Source organism: Halomonas citrativorans, assembly GCF_900163645.1.
Taxonomy (GTDB): Bacteria; Pseudomonadota; Gammaproteobacteria; order Pseudomonadales; family Halomonadaceae; genus Vreelandella; species Vreelandella citrativorans.
Map to the genome: position 1 here is coordinate 1 of NZ_FUKM01000002.1, position 18,480 is coordinate 18,480.

The window sequence follows — 18,480 nt, forward strand, 5'->3', positions numbered from 1 at the left end:
GGCAGTTTAAGTGGGCGCTCTCCAGCCGTCAGGTGTTTGAGTGGCTGAAGATGACAAGGCCTGAAACGCTCACTGATATACAGCGGGCAGCCCGCTTCTATTACCTACAACAGAACGCCTTCGGTGCCCGTATTGAAGGCCAAAGCTTCGGCACTGCAACCACCGCACCACCGGGCTTAAACCTGCTGCGCCTGGAGGAGTCGCTTTCGGCAGCCCACCTGCGCTTGGCCAGCACCTTTATTGAACATCTAAGCTGGCAAGACTGCATTGAGCGGTATGATCGCCCACACACCCTCTTTTATATGGACCCACCCTACTGGCAGACAGAAGGATATGGGGTACCCTTTGGCATAGAACAGTACGAACAAATGGCGAGCATGCTGGCAAAGCTCAAAGGCAAAGCCATCATCAGCCTCAACGACCACCCAGACATCCGCCGGATCTTCGCGGCCTACCACATCGAAACCATCGACATCCGCTACACCGTCGGCGGCGGAAAAGGCTCAGACGCCAAAGAAGTGCTGATCTTTAGTTGGGATGTGGAGGCGGAGCCAGCGGGGTTGTTTTAATAGAGGTTTATCACCACCCCTAAGTGAGCATAAGATCGCTCTAGGTAAACACTTATTCAGGAGCTCTTATGGATACCGCTTACTGCACATTAGATGGGGTAACGTACCACATCACAACCTTTGCTGCTCTACCGCAAAATGAAATAGCGGAGAAGCGGCGACACCTCATATGCCCAGATCCAAGATGTAGAATGCAGGCCTACTTCAAGCGAGCCGCGACCAGTGGTCAAGGAGCCTGTTTCGGTGCAAGACCACATTCAAAAAACTGTGATCTTGCTGCTTCTTTGGGTGAGAGTCGTTTAGGCAGCACTGAAGTCAGAGATATTCTACGAAACCCCATGGACCATATTGTTATTGATACAACCTGTAGGGGACGTGGAAGCTTTCATATAGAGGGTGAAGATGATTCGCCCGGGGCACCCAAAGGAGGCCAATTTCAAGGTGATGGGCCTAGAGGCCCTTCCAAAATGAATAGGCGCCTACGACCACTTCTTAAAAGTTTGATTGCGTCCGAGCAATTCAGAAACTCATCTACGATAATCGAGCTTCCACAACACTTTAGCCTGCCAGTTAATAAGCTCTTCGTAAATTTCAACGATATAGGGCCGAACCATGAAAAGAGCTTCCATGGTTTTTGGGGGCTAATTTACGATACCGGTACATCGTACAGCGGTGCCTTCTGGCTGAACACGGGAGAGCGTGATGAGCTAAGCGTTATGGTTCCAGCTGAACTCTACTCTGACTTCAAGAAAAGGTTTGGCTTTCAGTTCGACCATGAAGCAGAAGGCATGCACGTTCTTGTTTTAGGCTCTCTACGATCTGCACAAAGCGGCAAGAAGTATATAGCACTTCGAGATATAAATATGTGTGCCCTGTGCAATGACTGAACCAGTAACCAGGGGTGCCAAAGGAAGCGCTAAATAAATAGATCACAGTCTTTGCATTAGGTGCCAAATCCAGTGCGAGATAGTGCCAAGTATGGCGCGCGCTTACAAATGCTCAACAAGCGTATTCGCCTTGTGGCGCTCGCTTTTCTGGCTGCTGGGTTTCTTGGTAGGAGTGATATCGGCTAGGTAACGCTTTAAGGCTGCTTCAAGCGTCATTCGTTCAGAGGCACTACGCTGGATATAAACGCCGCGCACCATTTCGTCTTCAGTGCGGCGTGCCCAATCTTGGGCGTCACGTTTGGTGCGGAAGGTTTTTGCAGTGGTAGGCCAGCCCGACTTGCGGATGACGGCTTTCCAGGTTGCAGAGGGGGTCTTGACGATGGTGGCCACAATAAATCTCCAGGGTCTGAAAGATCGGCGCTGTACCGAAACTGTACCCTTGGAGTAGGGGACTCACCAGATAAAACTGCTAAGCTACTGATTTTAATGGTGGGCCCAGTAGGACTTGAACCTACGACCAAGGGATTATGAGTCCCCTGCTCTAACCAACTGAGCTATAGGCCCGAAAAGCGTGCATATAATAGCGAATGTGGCGGGGCGAGGCTACCCCTACGCACGTATCTTCGTGCGGGAATGGCACTTTTTACGGGATTGCAGGTCTTGAAGTGGAGTTCTTTATGCGGAGACGCACCTTGAAAGCTTTGATTGCTCTTTTCCCGTTGCTGCTAACGGCGCCTGTTCAGGCCGATTGGCAGCTCGATCCTGGTGAGTCGCATGTAGAGGCGGCGATTACCCAGCTCAACGGGGCGACACCTCAAACACATCATCATCAGGTGCGTAATTTAGAAGGTGATATTTCGCCCGATGGCACGCTGCGCCTTCCCCTCAAGTTGAGCCAGACCGATCTGCTTTCGCGCTTTAATGATCTACCACCGTGGGTCGCGCTGCTGTCGAATACCACCCTGGTCACGCTGGTTGGGCAGATGCCTCCGGAGCGGCTGGATGCATTGGATATTAATGAGTCGCTGGTCGAGACCATTACCTTTCGCGTACAAAACGAAATGGTGAGCCGGGAGGAGTCGGTGCCCTTGCGCTTTACCCGCGAAGGCTTGAATCAAGTAAGGGTGACTCACGCAGAGCCAATGACGCTGGATGGCAAGACGTTAATGGCAAACACCACGGTCCGTACTCTGCTATCCATGCTTGGCTATCAACAGATTGACGATAACGTGCCCATTACCCTGAATGCCTTGCTGATTAACCGTTAAGCCTTTAGCGAATAATCTTTTTAAGCGGGCTCGGTCGCCCGGCGCACATTCGCCAGTAACGGGCTACCGGTCGCCGGGTCGGAAAGTAACGTGCAGTCGACCTGATACAGCTTGCGCACCAGCTCTGGCGTGACCACATTAGCGGGCGCGCCTTGATCAACAATTTTCCCATCACACATGGCGATCAAGTGGTCCGCGTAGCGGCAGGCGCTGGCTAAATCATGCAGTACCATCACCACGGTGCGCCCATGCCCAGCCAAGTGGCGCACCAGTTCAAACACTTCGATCTGGTGACCTAAATCAAGCGCGGAAGTCGGCTCATCCAGTAGCAGTAGCGGCGTTTGCTGAGCGATGGTCATGGCGATCCACGCACGCTGGCGTTGCCCACCAGAAAGGGCGTCAATGGGTCGATCCGCTAAATCCTCAAGCCCTGCCGCTAAAAGCGCGTGTTGTACCACCCCCTGGTCTTCGGCCGACCATTGCCGCAACCAGCCCTGATGCGGCTGACGCCCAAAGCGAATCAGTTCCGTTACCGTTAGCCCTTCTGGGGCGATAGCTTCCTGGGGCAACAGCGCCAACTGCGTGGCGAGTTGGCGAGACGGTAAGCGTTGAATATCTTCACCGTTGAGCAACACGCTACCTTCATCGGGCTTATGCAAACGCGCCAGGCCCGCAAGTAATGTCGATTTACCACATCCGTTAGGCCCTACAATGGCCGTCACTTTGGCACTGGGCAGTGTCACCTCCAAGCCATCGATCACCCGCCGCGTGCCATAACCCATGCTTAATGCGTGGGTCGCCAGGGTGGGCGGGGTTCGAAAATCGTTCATGCGTGACTCCGTTGCGGGCGCATCAAAATCCATAAAAGCCAGGGGCCGCCGATGATGGCGGTGACAATACCAACCGGCAGTTCGATTGGGGACAGTAGCGTTCGTCCCGCAAGGTCCGCTAACACCATCACGAGCGCACCTGCCAGCGTAGCCGCCACTACCGGCACATGGCGCGGAGTGGAAAGTGCACGGGCAATTTCAGGGCCGATTAGCCCCACCATGCCTACGGGCCCCGCCACCGCAACGGCCAAGGCCGTTAAAGCAACCGATAGCAGTAATATTTGGATACGGCGCACGGTGGTGTTGATGCCCAACCCACTGGCCGTAGCGTCGGAAAACCGTAACACCGTGAGTGAGCGTGCCAGCACCAGCGCAGCAACAAAGCCCAGCGCTAAGCCAATTCCCAGCAGTTGGACTGAGCCGCCGGAACGGGCATTGAGGGAACCGACAGTCCAGGGATAAGCAGCATTGGCTGTATCGATAGCCACGCGCGCCAACATCAGTTGCGTGATGGCCCCAAAGATGGCCCCTACCCCAATACCCGCAACGATAAACCGGTACCCTTGCGTGCCGCTGCCAGCAGCAAGCCCAAAGGTAATAACGGCAGCCGTGGCGGCGCCGGTCAAGGCCATCGCGGAAGGCGCCAGCGATACGCTCATCCCCACAACGGAGGCCACCGCAAAGGCAGTGGCACCGTTATCAATACCAATAATACCGGGCGTGGCCAAGCGGTTACGTGCCAGCGTTTGCATCAAAATACCCGCCAGCGCAAAGGCGCCTCCGGTCAAACAGGCGGCCACAAGCCGTGGCAAGCGTAACTCCTGCACCATAAAACCGGTCATCATATCGCCCTGCCCAGCCAGCGCTTGTACTACATCACGCGGGTCCAGGGTGATGGTGCCAAGGCTAAGGTAGGCAATGCAAGCGAGCAGCAGTACAACCGCTAATCCACTGTTAACCCAAACGGCTCGCTGCTCAAGCAGAATACTGTAGCCATCGCCTCGGTGCTCGCCCCAGCGCCAGTATCCCGCTGGCGGCTCTACCGGCTCTTTTTCATAATGCGCCATGCCCATACCGGGTGTTCTCGCAACCACAGCCGTGGCGCCCTGTTTTTTGAATTCAGCTTTTAACCAGCGAGGCGTCATAACAAACTCATAACATGGGTAAACGGCGGGCGCGTACAACAGCAATAAGCACAGGCGCTCCGCACAATGCCGTAAGAACACCCAGCGGTAGTTCAGAGGGAGCGACCACCAAGCGGGAAATAACATCGGCCGAGACGACGATTAACGGGCCAATCGGTAAACAAAACCATAGGGTGCGTCGGATATCCGGCCCGGCAAACGCGCGAGCAACAAAAGGCACTACCAACCCGACAAAAATAATAGGCCCGGCAATGGCCGTTGCGGCCCCAACCAATAGCGCTACGCAAAGTACGACCAATGCACGAATCAGTTGGGGATGATGCCCCAGTCCCGATGCCATCCGCTCCCCGAGCGCTAATGCGGATAAAGGGCGCGCAATCAGCGCAACCAAAAGCGTGCAAAAGGCGATAGAAGGCAATACGGCTATTAGATCTTCCAGACGACGGCCCGCCAAACTGCCAATCACCCAGAAGCGCACTTCGTCAGCAGAGCGCTGGTCAAACAGCAGCAGTAGCGCGGTCATCGCTCCCAGCAACGCTGAGAAAGCAGCACCGGCCAGCACCAGGCGCACTGGGTCATTACCCACGCCGCGCCAACGCGCTACGCCCAATACGCAGAGGCAGCCTATCAATGCACCCAACTGCGCAACGGAAATACGCAGGGTTGCCGCACTTGAACCCAGCACTAGCGCCAACGCAACAGCAAACGCCGCCCCCGCACTGACGCCCAGCAACCCCGGTTCCGCTAGCGGGTTACGCGCAACGGCTTGCAAGAGCGCACCTGAAACCCCCAGTGCCATACCCACCACAATGCCAATCAAGGTGCGTGGCGCGCGCAACCCCCATACCACAAAATGCGCGTCACTGTCTTCGCTACCCAACAGTATAGAGAGCGCTTGTAATGGCGAAACGCTACCAGCCCCCACCAGCAAACTAACGACACTCACCGCCACTAGGGCGGTGAGCAGGCTTAACAGCAGCGTTCGTTGTTCAAAGCGCTGCGTTAGCGAACTTACTGTCATGTTCGTTCCTTCACAGGCGTACCTTGATAGAAAGGACGCTTAAGGCAAGAGCGCTTGCTCGATATCGTTCAGGATGGCCTGGGCAGCCAGCGGCCCTGAGGCGCTGCTCCATACTTGGCCATTCACAGGCACAACGTGTTCTTGTTGCACAACATTCAAACGGGTGAAGGCATTACTCTGTTCGGCAGCATCCAACGCTTGCTGGCCATCTTCATTTAGTGTGGCAAGAAATAGCCAGTCGCTGTCAATCAATGAGAGGTTTTCAAGGCTTAATACATCGCTATGGGCACTGCCCTCACTGACCAGGCCTTCGTCTTCCACTATCAGCCCTGTCGAAGCAAGTACTCCGGTTGAAAACAGCTCAGAGGACATGACCATGGGGCCAGCAGGCATCCACCGCACCAGGTAAGCGGTGCCGCCGACATTAGCATCACTCAAACGTTCGTTAAGTTCTGCGGCGCGCTGCTCCACATTTTCAAGCGCTTCATCAATTTCTGCTTCTTTACCCAGCGCCTGACCAAACAGCTGCGTTTCTGCTTTCCAGCTGTCGCGAGAAAAACCGCTTGTTTTGGGCACGACCGTGGGGGCAATACGTGACAGCAACTGGTACTGCTCTTCAGAAAGCTGGGGCGCTGCAAGAATCAGGTCAGGCTGTAAACGAAGCACCGCTTCGATATTGAGTTCACGGGTAACACCGACCATTTCCAGCGCGCTTACATCCGTGTGTTCACCAATATAAGCAGCGACATCGTTGCTGCCACGCGAAGCAATTGCGCCTATCGGGGTGACACCTGCAGCCAACGTTGCGTCTAATGCGCCTTCATATAGCGTTACTACACGCTGCGGCGCATCAGGCACTTCAATTTCTCCAAAAGCAGTATCCAGCTCCCGTGCGTGTGCATTGGCAACCAAACTACTCAATAGCACACCGGCCAAGCCAAGACGCAGTACCGAACGCAGCATAGTGAACCTCTATTCTTAGACCATTCGTTCGAATAGTAACGATTCTCAAAAACATTTGCATCTATATTAAATAGAACCCGTCGTTCCATTTTACGCAACACAAAGAACACCGCTTGTGTAATCCCCCTGCCCCTAAACCGGGCCTCCCTGTGTTTCGATTTTAGCAACGCATTGTTCCATGACATTGACTCGCGCATGGGAACTTTTCTTTTTAGAATCCCACCCTCATTTGATAATAAATATCATTACCGAATCGTTAACCAAGGGGATCGCTATGCCACGCTTTACTCGTAATGCTTTAGCCAGCGCTGTTGCTCTTGGGCTTACCGCTGGCGCGGCCAATGCTCAGGAAAATACCCAGCTTAATAACATGGTGGTGACCGCTTCCGGGTATGAGCAAACGCTAAATAGTGCCCCTGCGAGTATCTCTGTGGTAACGCGGGAAGAGCTGGAGCAAAACCAGTTTTCCAACATTGCCGAGGCTATCAAGGATATTCCAGGCGTCGATATTCGCTCTGGAACCGGCAAAACAGGCGGTTACAACATCTCCATACGAGGCATGCCAAGTGCTTATACGCTCATCCTGATTGATGGGCGCCGCCAAAATGCCTCAGGCGATGTAACGCCGAATGGCTTTGGCGAAACCTCAACCAGCTTTATGCCGCCCCTTTCAGCGATTGAGCGTATTGAAGTTATCCGTGGCCCAATGTCCACTCTTTATGGGTCGGACGCCATGGGCGGGGTTATCAATATAATTACTCGTCGCGTTAGTACTGAATGGGCAGGCTCAGTAACGCTTGAGAACACCTTTCAGCAAGATCGTGATGCGGGCAACAACTCAGCAATTAATCTCTACACCTCAGGCCCGCTGGTTGAAGATACACTCGGCCTACAGTTGCGTGGGCGCTTGTTTGACCGCGATAGCTCTGAGCGCATGGTAGAAAACAGTGTAGGGCGTGACCCACGCCCTTCCGAAGCGCGCATCTACTCGATTGGCGGGCGCTTAAACCTAACGCCCGATGATACCAACGAATTTTGGCTGGATGCCGAACGCTCCCGCCAGGTGTACGACAACTCAGATTGTCGCTTGGGCAGCCTGGATGGCTTAACGCGTGATGACTGTTCCACCCCCCAACCGGGTAAGTTTTTCGGCTACTCAGATGAGCTGCGCTTTAACCGCGACCAAATTGCCGTAGGGCATACCGGCCACTACGCCGCAGGCACCCTTGAGAGTAGCGTTACGCATACTTTTACGGAATCGCTCGGGCGTACGCTGCCTGCCGGAAACGCACCTGACTATGGCTATATAGCTCAAGGAGGCGAGCCACGCCTTCTGGAAAACCGTGACACTGTGGTCGACAGCAAGTTCATTGCACCGCTGGATGACCACATGGTGACCGTAGGCGTTCAGTATATTGATGCTGAGCTTAAAGAAGGCACTGCAGGCAACGAGAAATTTTCTCAGTCAAGCTGGTCATTTTTTGCCGAAGATGAGTGGCTGCTAACCGATGACTTAGCGCTAACCCTGGGCGGCCGCTATGAAAACCATGATGCGTTCGGTGGCCACTTTAGCCCGCGCGGTTACTTAGTGTGGAATACCACTGACCAGTTAACCCTTAAAGGGGGTATTAGCCAAGGGTACAAAACGCCCACGCTGAACCAGTTACACGATGGCGTTAATGGCTTTACCAATCAAGGTCAAACAATCAGCCTCGGCTCGCCAGACCTCGGGCCCGAGAAAAGTACCAACTATGAAGTGGGTGCGATCTATGACAACCTTAGCGGCTTCTCTGCCGGGGCAACTGTCTTTTATACCCAGTTTCGCGACCGTATCGCTGATGGCGACAGCCTGCCCAACTGCCAGTATATTGACGATAATGGCAATCAGCCTTACGCCAATGCCGCTAACTGCTTAAGTGTAGGGAACTTCACTCAGCAAACCAGCTTTGACCAATCAATCAATATTGATCGTGCGGAAACCCGTGGTATTGAGCTAAGCAGCAGCTACCAAATTACCCCGGCTTGGGCGATCAGCGGTGGCTATACCTACACTGACACCGAAATCACTTCCGGAGAGAATGAAGGTCAACCGCTTACCAACGCGCCCAAACACAAGCTGACAGCTGATCTAAGCTGGGCGATTAATGATCGCTGGACAACATCACTGGAAGGCGAATACTACTCTTCTCGGGACCGCTTCTCGTCAGGCCTGCCCACTTCGGGTGAAAATCTGGCGCTGTATGAACAATTGGGCAATAAGCTTGATGGCTATACGCTTTTCAACCTTCGAAGCTCTTACCAGGTATCTGACAGCATCCGACTCACCGGCGCCGTTCAAAACCTTTTTGACAAAGACTTTTCCAGTCACGACACGTTCGAGTACCAGGGTAACGAGTATGTCGCTTATCGGTATACGCAAACATGGCGCGCAACCGACGGCGTCGCCCTGGATGGCCGTAATTTCTGGGTCTCAGCTACTTACGAGTTCTAATCGCCTCCTACTTGAACGGACCTGCTTGCTGTTTCAATGCTCTCTTTACGCCTCGGCTTTGCCGGGGCTTTTTTTATAGCGCTCTCTTATATAACCGCTATAAAAAAAGCGACCACTTAAAAATGGCCGCTTGGTTAATGTGCTTTAGAAGAATTAAAAATCCACGCTCAAGCCTAACCACACCCGGCGGCCATCTTCCACATAGCCATACTCATCGTAAGTAATCGTTTCATCCAGCAGGTTATAGATACCGGCATTAAGCTGCGTATTGGCATTCAGTTGATAGCCAAGACCTGTATCTACAAAGGTGTAAGAAGGCGCGATAGTGGAGCTTGAGGAAGGCCCGGTGACCGGCTGGCTCTCCTTACCCCGGTAGGTTGCTCTGGTCCACTGGCTTAACCGAGCAGACACCTGCCAATCAAGCGATGCTGAAATTTGATGGCGAGGCAGTTGCGTCAGCGGGCTACCGGCGTACTCACCACTCTTCTGTTCGGAGTCGGTGAACGTGTAGCTGCCGGTTAAATCAAGCGATTCGTTAAGCGGTGCGGCCATGCTGATTTCCACCCCACGCGTTATCGCTTCATCAACGTTAATGCGGTACGTCGGGTCACTGCCAAAGTCGTTGGCGCCTGCATCACAAATTGAAACAGGGCATGCAATGCGGGTGATCTTGTCGTCAAAGTCGTTATGGAAAACCGTCAAGCTGCCGTTAAACCCATTTTCATTTCCATAATAAAGCGCCAGCTCTTTGTTGAGCGAGGTTTCCGGTTTTAAATTCGGATTGCCATATACGTTGCCCCCGCGGCTAACCTGCCCCCAGCCGGGCGCCGTCTCACGAATATTGGGTGAGCGATACCCGGTAGACACGCCCCCTTTCAGTGTCCAGTCCGGCGTCATGTTCCAGACGCTGTAAAGTCGTGGGCTTATATGACTGCTGTATTTATCCGACTCATCAAGGCGTATACCGCCTGTTAGCGACCAGCTATCGGTCAACATCCACTCGTCTTCAACAAACACAGCCCACTGACGTTGATCAAGCGTAGTAAGGTCGGAAATCTGGTTGGTAGTGCCATCCTCCAGCTTCTCCTCCTCGTAGCTGGCCCCCACCGTCACCATGTGCGTGCTAAGCGGAATGACGGCACTGGTCTTGGCTGTCGTGTTGGTAATTTCGATATCCCGCGAGTCGTTGCGGCTATTTTCGCGCTGAACGAACGTTTCGCTGGTACCCCAATCAAAACGACCGCTATGGGTCACCGCCATATGCCGATTGGTAAATTTGTTGAGGCTGTCAGAGCAGCCGCCACGGCAACCTTCAGAAGGCGCAGAACGCCCCATCAACGCTTGGCGCTCTTGCTCAGTAATACCCGCCTCGGCGGTAACGTCGTGGTTGTCGCTGGCCGCCAAACTTAAACGCGCGGTCAGGCTCTGCAGGCTTTTATCCTCATAGCCATTGATGATGTTGTCTTCATCACGCTGGGAGGCTTGACCATAGAGTTGAAGCCCTAGGGTGTCGCCCACCAGCGGCCCACTTAGGTAGAAGTTACCTTGACGGCTATCGCCTGAAGAACTGCTTTCCTGCAGCACGGTATCGACCTGAAGGTTGCCATGCCATTGCTGGGCCACCTTGCGAGTGATCACGTTGATGACCCCACCAATAGCGTCTGATCCATATAGAGTCGACATGGGCCCGCGCACGATTTCAATACGTTCAATAGCTTGTAGGGGCGGCAGCCAATCCTGTTCGAAACCAGCGCTACCGTTCGGACGCGATTCTCGAGAATTCTGCGGACGACCATCTACCAAAACCAGCGTGTACTGGGCAGGCATACCGCGAATGGAAATGTCGTGCCCGCCATCCCCCCCTCCGCCTCCGGTTACCGTTACCCCCGGAACATCGCGCAGCGCGTCCGTAATATTTTGGTAATGGCCTCGCTCCAGCTGCTCGCGAGATAATACGCTAATGGAAGCGGGAGCGTCCTTTATCTGCTGTTCGAAGCCCGAAGCGGTCACCACCATATTGCCTAATGTCTCAGGCTGCTGGGCCAGCGCGGTGCTTGTTGCCAGCGAAGTAACCGCCGTTGTAGTAAGTAACGTTAGACGAAATGAGCCTAGCATGTGTTTCCCTTGTAAAAATACAAATCAAAATGATAAACATTAGCATTACAATGCTACCTATAAAGTTTCTTCAAGGGACGGTACGGCGTGTTCGGTAATACGAAACATAAATGCCAATTATTTTCATTCCACCTTTAAAGTGGCACAATAGACACTTCTTAACTGACCTGTGGCGCGACCATGTATGACTTTGACGAACTGGCTGCTTTCGCGGATGTAATGGCGACCGGTAGCGTGACACGCAGTGCGCAAAAGCTGGGGTTAGCAAAATCAACACTGAGTCGTCGTATCAGCCAGTTGGAAGCGCGGCTTAATCAGCCATTACTGCGGCGTCAGGCCAATCGTTTAATTCCTACCGAGGCTGGCCTGCTATTTCATACTTACTGTACTGAATTGCTCTCAATGGCAAGCCACAGCCAGGAAGCCTTGGCCGAGCTGCGCGAAGAAATCAGTGGCAAAGTCACTCTGGAAATCCATGGGGCCTTGGCACGTATCTGGATGGCCCCTGTGGTCAATGCCTTTTTAAGCAGTTACCCAAAAGTAGAGCTAGAGCTTCGAACCCGTGAAACGCCGCCCACCAAAATGCACAGCAATAGCGTGCATGTATGGTTGGGCTTTACCAATGAATGCGGGCTTAACCAGGAGTGTCTGGGCCATTTAACCCGCGGGTTATATGCCAGCCCACGCTACCTGGCCGAAAACGGGTCGCCAACCCATCCTGATGAGTTACCCCAGCATGCCTGGATCGACTTGCTCAACACGGCATCAAATGGGTTAACGCTCCATCACGCCAGGCACGGTGACTATCTTTTCGACCCGCCACACTCGCGTCTTCGCGTCGATTTGACCGCGCTGCATATCGACGCCATTGCTGGTCATCAGGGGATAGGTCTACTGCCCCACTGGTTAGTTAAACGGCGTGAAGAACATCACCCTGGCGAGCTGGTCCCTTGCCTGGTGGGCTGGGAACCTACGCCGTTACCCATTAACTTGCTCTACGCTTACGGCCACCAACCTCGGCGAACCAACGCGTTGCTTGATTTTTTACGCCAGCACGTTCCCGTGCAGTGGCAACGTTCAGCAGTAAACGCTTAACGAATTTTGCGTATTCGCCTTGCCTATTAGCAGGCTCATTAACGACAATAGGCAACCCGCGATTGCCAAGGACCGTTAATGCTTGCCGAACTGTTTGCTGTTATGGCCCCCGTACTGGCCGGTGCGGGGTTAGGTTTTTTGTGGATTCGGCTAGGACACCCTTATCCTGTCGATTTTGTTACTCGACTGGTTTTCAACATCGGTACGCCCTCGCTGGTGTTGGCCTCGCTTGCGGGTGCCGACATAGATGCCGACACCTTTGGTCGCACCATGCTGGCGACTGCGCTGGTGATCATCACCATGGGGCTAGCGACCTTTGCTGTTGCCAAACTGCTGCGCCGCGACTGGCGCGTTCTGCTGTCTCCCATGATGTACCCCAATACCGGCAACATGGGGCTACCGGTGGTTCTTTATGCATTTGGTAGCGCTGGTTTTGCTTATGGCATCACGGTGATGGTGACGGTCTCGCTGTTCCAGTTCACTCTGGGCTCTGTTCTCAACAGCCAAGGCAACCCGCTAAAGACGCTCGTTAAGACCCCGACGGTATATGCCATTTTAATTTCCATGGTGCTGCTACTAACCAATACCTCACTACCGCCTTGGCTTGGCAACACCGTGGGCCTTATGTCCGGTTTTACCGTACCGTTGATGCTGATCACCTTGGGTGTTTCCTTGGCGAGCATTCAGGTAAAAAGCCTGCGTTCCGGGTTAGGGTTTAGCCTTGTACGCATACCGTTGGCGGCGGTGGCGGCCTGGTTCATCGCAGGCTGGGTAGGGCTTCCGCCGCTGGCGCAAGGCATTCTCGTTTTACAAATGTGCATGCCCGTGGCGGTGTTTAACTATTTATTTGCCCAGCGTGCCCGGCGTGAGCCAGCCTATGTGGCCAGCCTGGTATTTTGCTCGACCCTGTTAGCACTGATCTACCTACCGATACTGCTAGCACTCCTAATGCCTTCTCTTGGTGGGGAATGAGCCCAATAGGAAAAGTCCCTGCTAGACTGATGAAAGCCTTATTGCAAGGTTCGCCCCGCTGAGGTTCCCCTTGGGCTCATCACTACAGGAGAATGCGCTATGCATGTGGAACAAAACGCCAGGCCGGTTAATTCATGGCTATCAACCGTTTTGGGCGGACTGCTGCTAACAAGTGCATTGGGTACGGCGCACGCTGACGTTGTCCATGAATCTATCGAAACCGAGCACCTAGCCGTTGCCATTGAGCGGGTAGCCACGGGGTTTGAACACCCTTGGGCGGTGGCATTTCTTCCGGATGGCCGCTTCCTGGTGAGCGAGCGCAACGGGCGACTAAATCTGGTGGATTCGCGCAGCGGTGAATATCAGGCGCTTGAGGGCATGCCAACGGTCAATCATTATGGCCAGGGAGGCCTCCTTGACGTGGTACTGCACCCGGGTTTTGCAGACGGCAGCGGCGAACACGACTGGATTTACGTTACCTGGAGTAAACCCGACGCTAATAACAGCCGTACAGCGCTTTCGCGTGTTTACTGGCAAGATGACCAATTAGGCGATGTAGAGCATTTGTTTGAGCAGGATCGTGCCTCGGCTCCTGGTCGCCATTACGGCTCACGCTTGGCCTGGTTAAACGATGGTACGCTGCTTATGAGCGTTGGCGACCGGGGTTCAGAGCCTTCCAGAGCGCAGGCGCGCGATGACCACGCAGGCTCTACGCTGCGCTTGACCGAAACAGGAGGTGTGCCGGAAGACAACCCGTTTGTGAATGATGCCAGCACCCGAGATGAGATTTACTCGCTGGGTAATCGTAATATTCAAGGTATGACCGTATTGAAAAACGGTGAGCCGTGGGTATCGGAACATGGCCCGCTCACGGGTGATGAGCTGAATCACATCAAGGCAGGTGCTAACTACGGTTGGCCTGACGTGACGCTCGGCAACGATTACGCTACTCAGCAACCCATGGGCGAAAAGTCGCTGCCAGGCATGGAAGACCCGAATTATGACTTTGAAGGACGTTTTGCACCATCCGGCTTAGCCGAAGTCAGAGGAAGCACGTTCAACGCTTGGGAAGGCAACCTGCTCACAGGTGGTTTAAGCAGTGAACAGCTGCTACGCCTCACGCTTCATGGCGATGAAGTTACTGAAAGTGAGCGTATTCTTGATGGTCATATTGGCCGTATTCGTGATGTGCGCCAAGGCCCAGACGGTGCCATTTACTTGCTAACCGATGAACGCCAAGGCAGCCTTTATCGGCTACTGCCTGCTGAATTGCCTTAAGCTGGCGATTCTTTGATGGCCCTATTTTCATAACTCTATTCATCAACCGCCGTTTCTACTGATAATGCTTTTCACTGATGAAACGCTTAATGCCACCATGGAAGCAGCATGCGACTTCGTAATTTAATTATCATCACCGTCATCGTACCGCTGTTTGTTGTATTGGTGGTGTTCAGCTTAGTGGCCATAAAATCACTGGAAGACAATGTTCGCTCCAAATTGCAAACAGAAGTCGAGATCATTACTCGGGCGCTTAGCACCTCGCTGAGTGGTGCAGTTTCCCGAGACAGCCCAACACCGCTAGAAGAAGCGCTGCAATCGGCATTTTCGTTCCATCGAATTTATGGCGCTTACGTCTTTGACCTTCAGGGACGCGAAGTTTACGGGCTGGGCTTAGGCAAAGACCTTTTCTCTCCCGAAGAGATCCGCCAGGTGATTGAGCGCGATGACCTTTACAGTAATTATCGCCAGCATGATGGCTGGACCTATTACTCAGCCATCATCCCACTACGCACCCAGGATGGTACCGTTCATGGTGTGCTTCAGGTTAACCGCTTAAATACCGGCATCGAAAATTACACCGGATTTATAAGCATTGTGGCGGTTCTGGTGTTTGTCATTGGCGCGGCTGGCATCGTCTTTAGCATTTGGTGGGGGTTTAGGCGCTATATTGAACGTCCGCTTAATCGTTTATTGCACGTTATGCTGCTGGTGGAAGACGGTGATCGTAGCCAGCGTGCGACGATAGACGGCCCGGATGAGTATCGTCGGCTTGCCTCAGGCTTAAACGGCATGCTCGACGCCATGGCTGAAAAAGATCACGATATTGAAGAGCGTCAACAGCGTGAAATTGAGCTTGAAAAGCGCCTGCGTAAATCCAAAAAACTGGCAGAACTGGGTGTTCTTGCGGCTGGCGTCGCCCACGAAATTGGCGCCCCCCTTACGGTTATTAACGGCCAGGCCCAGCGGCTAGCTCGCCGAAATGTCATTGGCGATGAGGAACGGGCGAAACTTGTACGCATTCGCGGCGAAGTTGAGCGAATTGTCGAAATAGTTCGTCAATTGATGGAATTAGGCCGACAGCATAATGTCGAAAAAGGCGAGCTGGCGCTAGACCGGTTAATTCAAACTGCCAGCGATTTAGTAGAAGAGGAGCTTGAACCGCGAAATATCCGGTTGGATACCCATCTTCCCTCGCCCACGCCTCATTTACTGGCAAACGAACAGCAAATCGTTCAGGTGCTTACCAATCTACTGCGTAATGCAGCGCAAGCACCTAACGTAAGCCATATTCGCGTACGAGTACGTACGCATAAGCATGAATTAACGCTCTATGTAGAAGACAACGGCCCTGGCATCCCTGCTAGCAATCATCAGCACGTTTTTGACCCATTTTTCACTACCAAACCGGTGGGTCAAGGCAGTGGCTTGGGGCTCTCCATGGTGCACCGTATTATTAATGACCACGGCGGTACGATTGGTGTGTTTGACAGCGCTCTTGGTGGCGCTGGATTTGAAATCACACTTCCACTTAGTGAAACCGCATCCGCTTGAGGACAACATTTGTGACCCATCAGGAACATCCTTTACCTTTGCTGGTAGTGGAAGATGACCCCGCTATCCGAGAGCTTTTAGAAGAAGAGTTGAACGATGCGGGCTATCAAACGCTTGGCGTGCCAAGCGCTGAAGAGGCCATTGCCCTACTAAGCCATACCCCTGTGGCCATGATGATTACCGATGTACGCCTGCCGGGGATGACGGGCATTCAGTTGCTGCAGCAAATTCGTCAAAGTGGCAGCGAATTGGGGATCATCGTTATTACCGCTTTTGGCACTATCGATCAGGCAGTTGAAGCGCTCAAGCTTGGCGCCAACGACTTCCTGACCAAGCCACTTGACCTTGACGCTATCCGTGAGGCGGTCTTTCGGGTGCTGGAGCGCCAGCGTCTATCGCTTTCACACGATACAGAGCTCAGCCACTTTCATGGCATTGTGGGCAAAAGTAATGTTATGCAGTCGCTGTTTCATGACGCATCGCGGTTGGCTAAAAGTAATGCACCCATTCTTATTCTGGGGGAAAGCGGTACCGGCAAGGAGCTTTTGGCGCGCGCCATTCATCAGGAGAGCCCTCGCCATGAGGCCCCCTTTATACCCGTCAACTGTGCCAGCATACCTGCTGACCTGATGGAAAGTGAGTTTTTCGGCCATGTGAAAGGCGCCTTTACTGGGGCCAATGAAGCGCGCAAAGGGCTTTTTCATACCGCTCAAGGTGGCAGCCTGTTTTTAGATGAGATAGGCGAAATGCCGATCAACCTCCAGGCCAAGCTGCTTCGGGCGCTTCAGGAAAAAACCGTGCGCCCGGTCGGCGGCGAGCGCGAAGAAACTGTGGATGTGCGCATCATCGCGGCGACCCACCGCAATCTGGATAAAGAGATTGAGCAGGAGAGTTTTCGTAGCGACTTGTTTTATCGTCTGGAAACCTTTTCACTGCGCATTCCCCCCCTGCGTGAACGGGGCAGTGATATTGAACATCTGATTTTTGCGTTGATTGATAAACATTCGGAAGCGCAAAACAAACAGATTGAGCAAATTGAGCCCGAGGCACTCAACAGCCTGCTGAATTACACTTACCCTGGTAATGTCCGCGAATTGGAAAATGCCATTATGCGAGCGGTAACGCTCAGTGAAGAGGGTCTTTTGCAGCACCAGGACTTACCTGAACGGTTGCGCGAAAATTCTCATACGGAAGCTAGTGCCGAGATCACCCCGACGTTAAGCGGAGAAGTACTGCCTGGTACACAGTTACCGACGCCCTCGCCTACTCGATGGCCTAGCCTGGAGGAAGTGGAAAAGCGCTATATTCGAAAAGTGCTCGAAGCGACTGGAGGCAACAAACGCCGAACAGCGGAGCTTTTGGGTATCGCTCGACGCACACTCTATCGCCGACTTGAAGATAGCGAAGAGTAGAGCAATAGGACTGGTTCAACGGGACTAGACCAACAGGACTCTGTATGAAAAGGCCAACAACAGTGCCTTGATGCGTGTTTTATCGACATAGCCAGGCGCTTCTACGATGCAAGCGTCTGGCTGCGATAGCGCGGGTACACGGCTAGCGACCCTTAGTAGCATTATACTTCAGCGCAAAAAAAACCCTCGCAGGCGCGAGGGTAAAGATGATAAACCGTGTGGAGCAGCCGCAGGGAACGAACAGCTGAAGCGGATTATCATCGTAGGGAACGATACGTAGGTATTAGCCGTTAGTTAACTCATCATCATTTTCTTCATCGGCACCTGGCATGGGGTCTGTACCTTCACCAAAACCGGGCTCTTCTTCAACATCCTGGGTGCGCGCCTCATCTTCAGGCTGTATTGACTCTTGCGGGACAATTGCTTCACCGTTATCTGCTGAGCCCATGCCTGCAGGATCAGCTGGATCTGCGGTTTGATCCATCGTGGAGGGCTCTTGGGTCATGGTGGCATCCTGCTCAACGTCAGGTGCTGCACTTTGCTCCATGGTTTCAGGCTGTTGGGCAGGCGGCAATTCTTCTTCATTGTCACCGCAGCCAGCAAGCAAGAGGACACTGGCAGCAGTTGCGATCATGCACAAAGAAAGTAGACGTGGGCGCTTCGCTTTTACATCCGCGTGCTTGTTCATAAAATTCATCTCCTTGAAACCTGCAAAAAACATCCTGAATCACTACTCCAAACCAAGCACACTTCAAGCCAACTCAATGATTTATAAAAAATAACACTTAATATCAACACTTTAAAAACAAAAAAACATTATTGATAATCAACCAAGCGTGGACGCAAAATGACACATGTGGCATTTCTGGACCGCGCTTAA

General features: G+C 53.2%; 16 protein-coding genes and 1 tRNA gene. 9 read left to right on the forward strand and 8 right to left on the reverse strand.

What is annotated here, in order from left to right; translation table 11 throughout:
* The coding region (locus CZ787_RS00115) for a DNA adenine methylase (protein ID WP_087105307.1) at positions 1–569 on the forward strand (569 nt) is incomplete at its 5' end.
* A gap of 68 nt (positions 570–637) precedes the next feature.
* Complete coding sequence (locus CZ787_RS00120; protein ID WP_087105308.1) at positions 638–1,456, forward strand: hypothetical protein; 819 nt, start codon at positions 638–640, stop codon at positions 1,454–1,456.
* A gap of 102 nt (positions 1,457–1,558) precedes the next feature.
* Here the strand turns inward: CZ787_RS00120 and CZ787_RS00125 are convergent, their stop codons facing one another.
* Both CZ787_RS00125 and CZ787_RS00130 read right to left on the reverse strand, forming a co-directional pair.
* Positions 1,559–1,846 (reverse strand): hypothetical protein, encoded by a 288-nt coding sequence (locus CZ787_RS00125; RefSeq protein ID WP_254908502.1) that lies wholly within the window; start codon positions 1,844–1,846, stop codon positions 1,559–1,561.
* A gap of 97 nt (positions 1,847–1,943) precedes the next feature.
* Positions 1,944–2,020, reverse strand: a tRNA-Ile gene (locus tag CZ787_RS00130).
* A gap of 113 nt (positions 2,021–2,133) precedes the next feature.
* Between CZ787_RS00130 and CZ787_RS00135 the strand changes: the two genes are divergently transcribed.
* Positions 2,134–2,724 carry a hypothetical protein gene (locus tag CZ787_RS00135; protein WP_087105309.1) on the forward strand — a complete coding sequence of 197 codons (591 nt, stop codon included), beginning with the start codon at positions 2,134–2,136 and terminating at the stop codon, positions 2,722–2,724.
* A gap of 20 nt (positions 2,725–2,744) precedes the next feature.
* Here the strand turns inward: CZ787_RS00135 and CZ787_RS00140 are convergent, their stop codons facing one another.
* The 4 genes from CZ787_RS00140 to CZ787_RS00155 are packed head-to-tail and all read right to left on the reverse strand — an operon-like array spanning position 2,745 to position 6,683.
* Complete coding sequence (locus CZ787_RS00140; protein WP_087105310.1) at positions 2,745–3,554, reverse strand: ABC transporter ATP-binding protein; 810 nt, start codon at positions 3,552–3,554, stop codon at positions 2,745–2,747.
* On the reverse strand, positions 3,551–4,699 hold the full coding sequence (locus CZ787_RS00145) for a FecCD family ABC transporter permease (RefSeq protein ID WP_087105311.1): 1,149 nt from the start codon (positions 4,697–4,699) through the stop codon (positions 3,551–3,553). The genes CZ787_RS00140 and CZ787_RS00145 overlap by 4 nt, the downstream gene beginning before the upstream one ends.
* A 7-nt stretch (positions 4,700–4,706) precedes the next feature.
* On the reverse strand, positions 4,707–5,720 hold the full coding sequence (locus CZ787_RS00150) for a FecCD family ABC transporter permease (protein ID WP_087105312.1): 1,014 nt from the start codon (positions 5,718–5,720) through the stop codon (positions 4,707–4,709).
* A 39-nt stretch (positions 5,721–5,759) separates the two neighbouring features.
* Entirely contained in the window at positions 5,760–6,683 is a 924-nt protein-coding gene (locus tag CZ787_RS00155; RefSeq protein ID WP_087105313.1) for an iron-siderophore ABC transporter substrate-binding protein, read from the reverse strand.
* A 274-nt stretch (positions 6,684–6,957) separates the two neighbouring features.
* Between CZ787_RS00155 and CZ787_RS00160 the strand changes: the two genes are divergently transcribed.
* Positions 6,958–9,174 (forward strand): TonB-dependent receptor domain-containing protein, encoded by a 2,217-nt coding sequence (locus CZ787_RS00160; RefSeq protein WP_087105314.1) that lies wholly within the window; start codon positions 6,958–6,960, stop codon positions 9,172–9,174.
* A gap of 153 nt (positions 9,175–9,327) precedes the next feature.
* Here the strand turns inward: CZ787_RS00160 and CZ787_RS00165 are convergent, their stop codons facing one another.
* Entirely contained in the window at positions 9,328–11,289 is a 1,962-nt protein-coding gene (locus CZ787_RS00165) for a ligand-gated channel protein (RefSeq protein ID WP_087105315.1), read from the reverse strand.
* A gap of 180 nt (positions 11,290–11,469) precedes the next feature.
* Here CZ787_RS00165 and CZ787_RS00170 point away from each other — a divergent pair, with 180 nt between their 5' ends.
* The 5 genes from CZ787_RS00170 to CZ787_RS00190 all read left to right on the forward strand — a co-directional run bounded on the left by CZ787_RS00170 (position 11,470) and on the right by CZ787_RS00190 (position 17,600).
* Positions 11,470–12,384 (forward strand): LysR family transcriptional regulator, encoded by a 915-nt coding sequence (locus CZ787_RS00170; protein ID WP_087105316.1) that lies wholly within the window; start codon positions 11,470–11,472, stop codon positions 12,382–12,384.
* 78 nt (positions 12,385–12,462) lie between these two features.
* Positions 12,463–13,356 (forward strand): AEC family transporter, encoded by an 894-nt coding sequence (locus tag CZ787_RS00175; protein ID WP_087105317.1) that lies wholly within the window; start codon positions 12,463–12,465, stop codon positions 13,354–13,356.
* Positions 13,357–13,455: 99 nt separating this feature from the next.
* Positions 13,456–14,634 (forward strand): PQQ-dependent sugar dehydrogenase, encoded by a 1,179-nt coding sequence (locus tag CZ787_RS00180; RefSeq protein WP_087105318.1) that lies wholly within the window; start codon positions 13,456–13,458, stop codon positions 14,632–14,634.
* Between the two features lie 108 nt (positions 14,635–14,742).
* Complete coding sequence (locus tag CZ787_RS00185) at positions 14,743–16,188, forward strand: sensor histidine kinase (protein ID WP_087105319.1); 1,446 nt, start codon at positions 14,743–14,745, stop codon at positions 16,186–16,188.
* Between the two features lie 11 nt (positions 16,189–16,199).
* The gene (locus CZ787_RS00190; protein ID WP_087105320.1) at positions 16,200–17,600 is read left to right on the forward strand and encodes a sigma-54-dependent transcriptional regulator; all 1,401 of its coding nucleotides are present in this window, start codon (positions 16,200–16,202) and stop codon (positions 17,598–17,600) included.
* A gap of 283 nt (positions 17,601–17,883) precedes the next feature.
* Here the strand turns inward: CZ787_RS00190 and CZ787_RS00195 are convergent, their stop codons facing one another.
* A complete protein-coding gene (locus CZ787_RS00195) occupies positions 17,884–18,288 on the reverse strand; it encodes a hypothetical protein (protein ID WP_087105365.1) in 405 nt (134 codons plus the stop codon).
* Positions 18,289–18,480 lie beyond the last annotated feature (192 nt).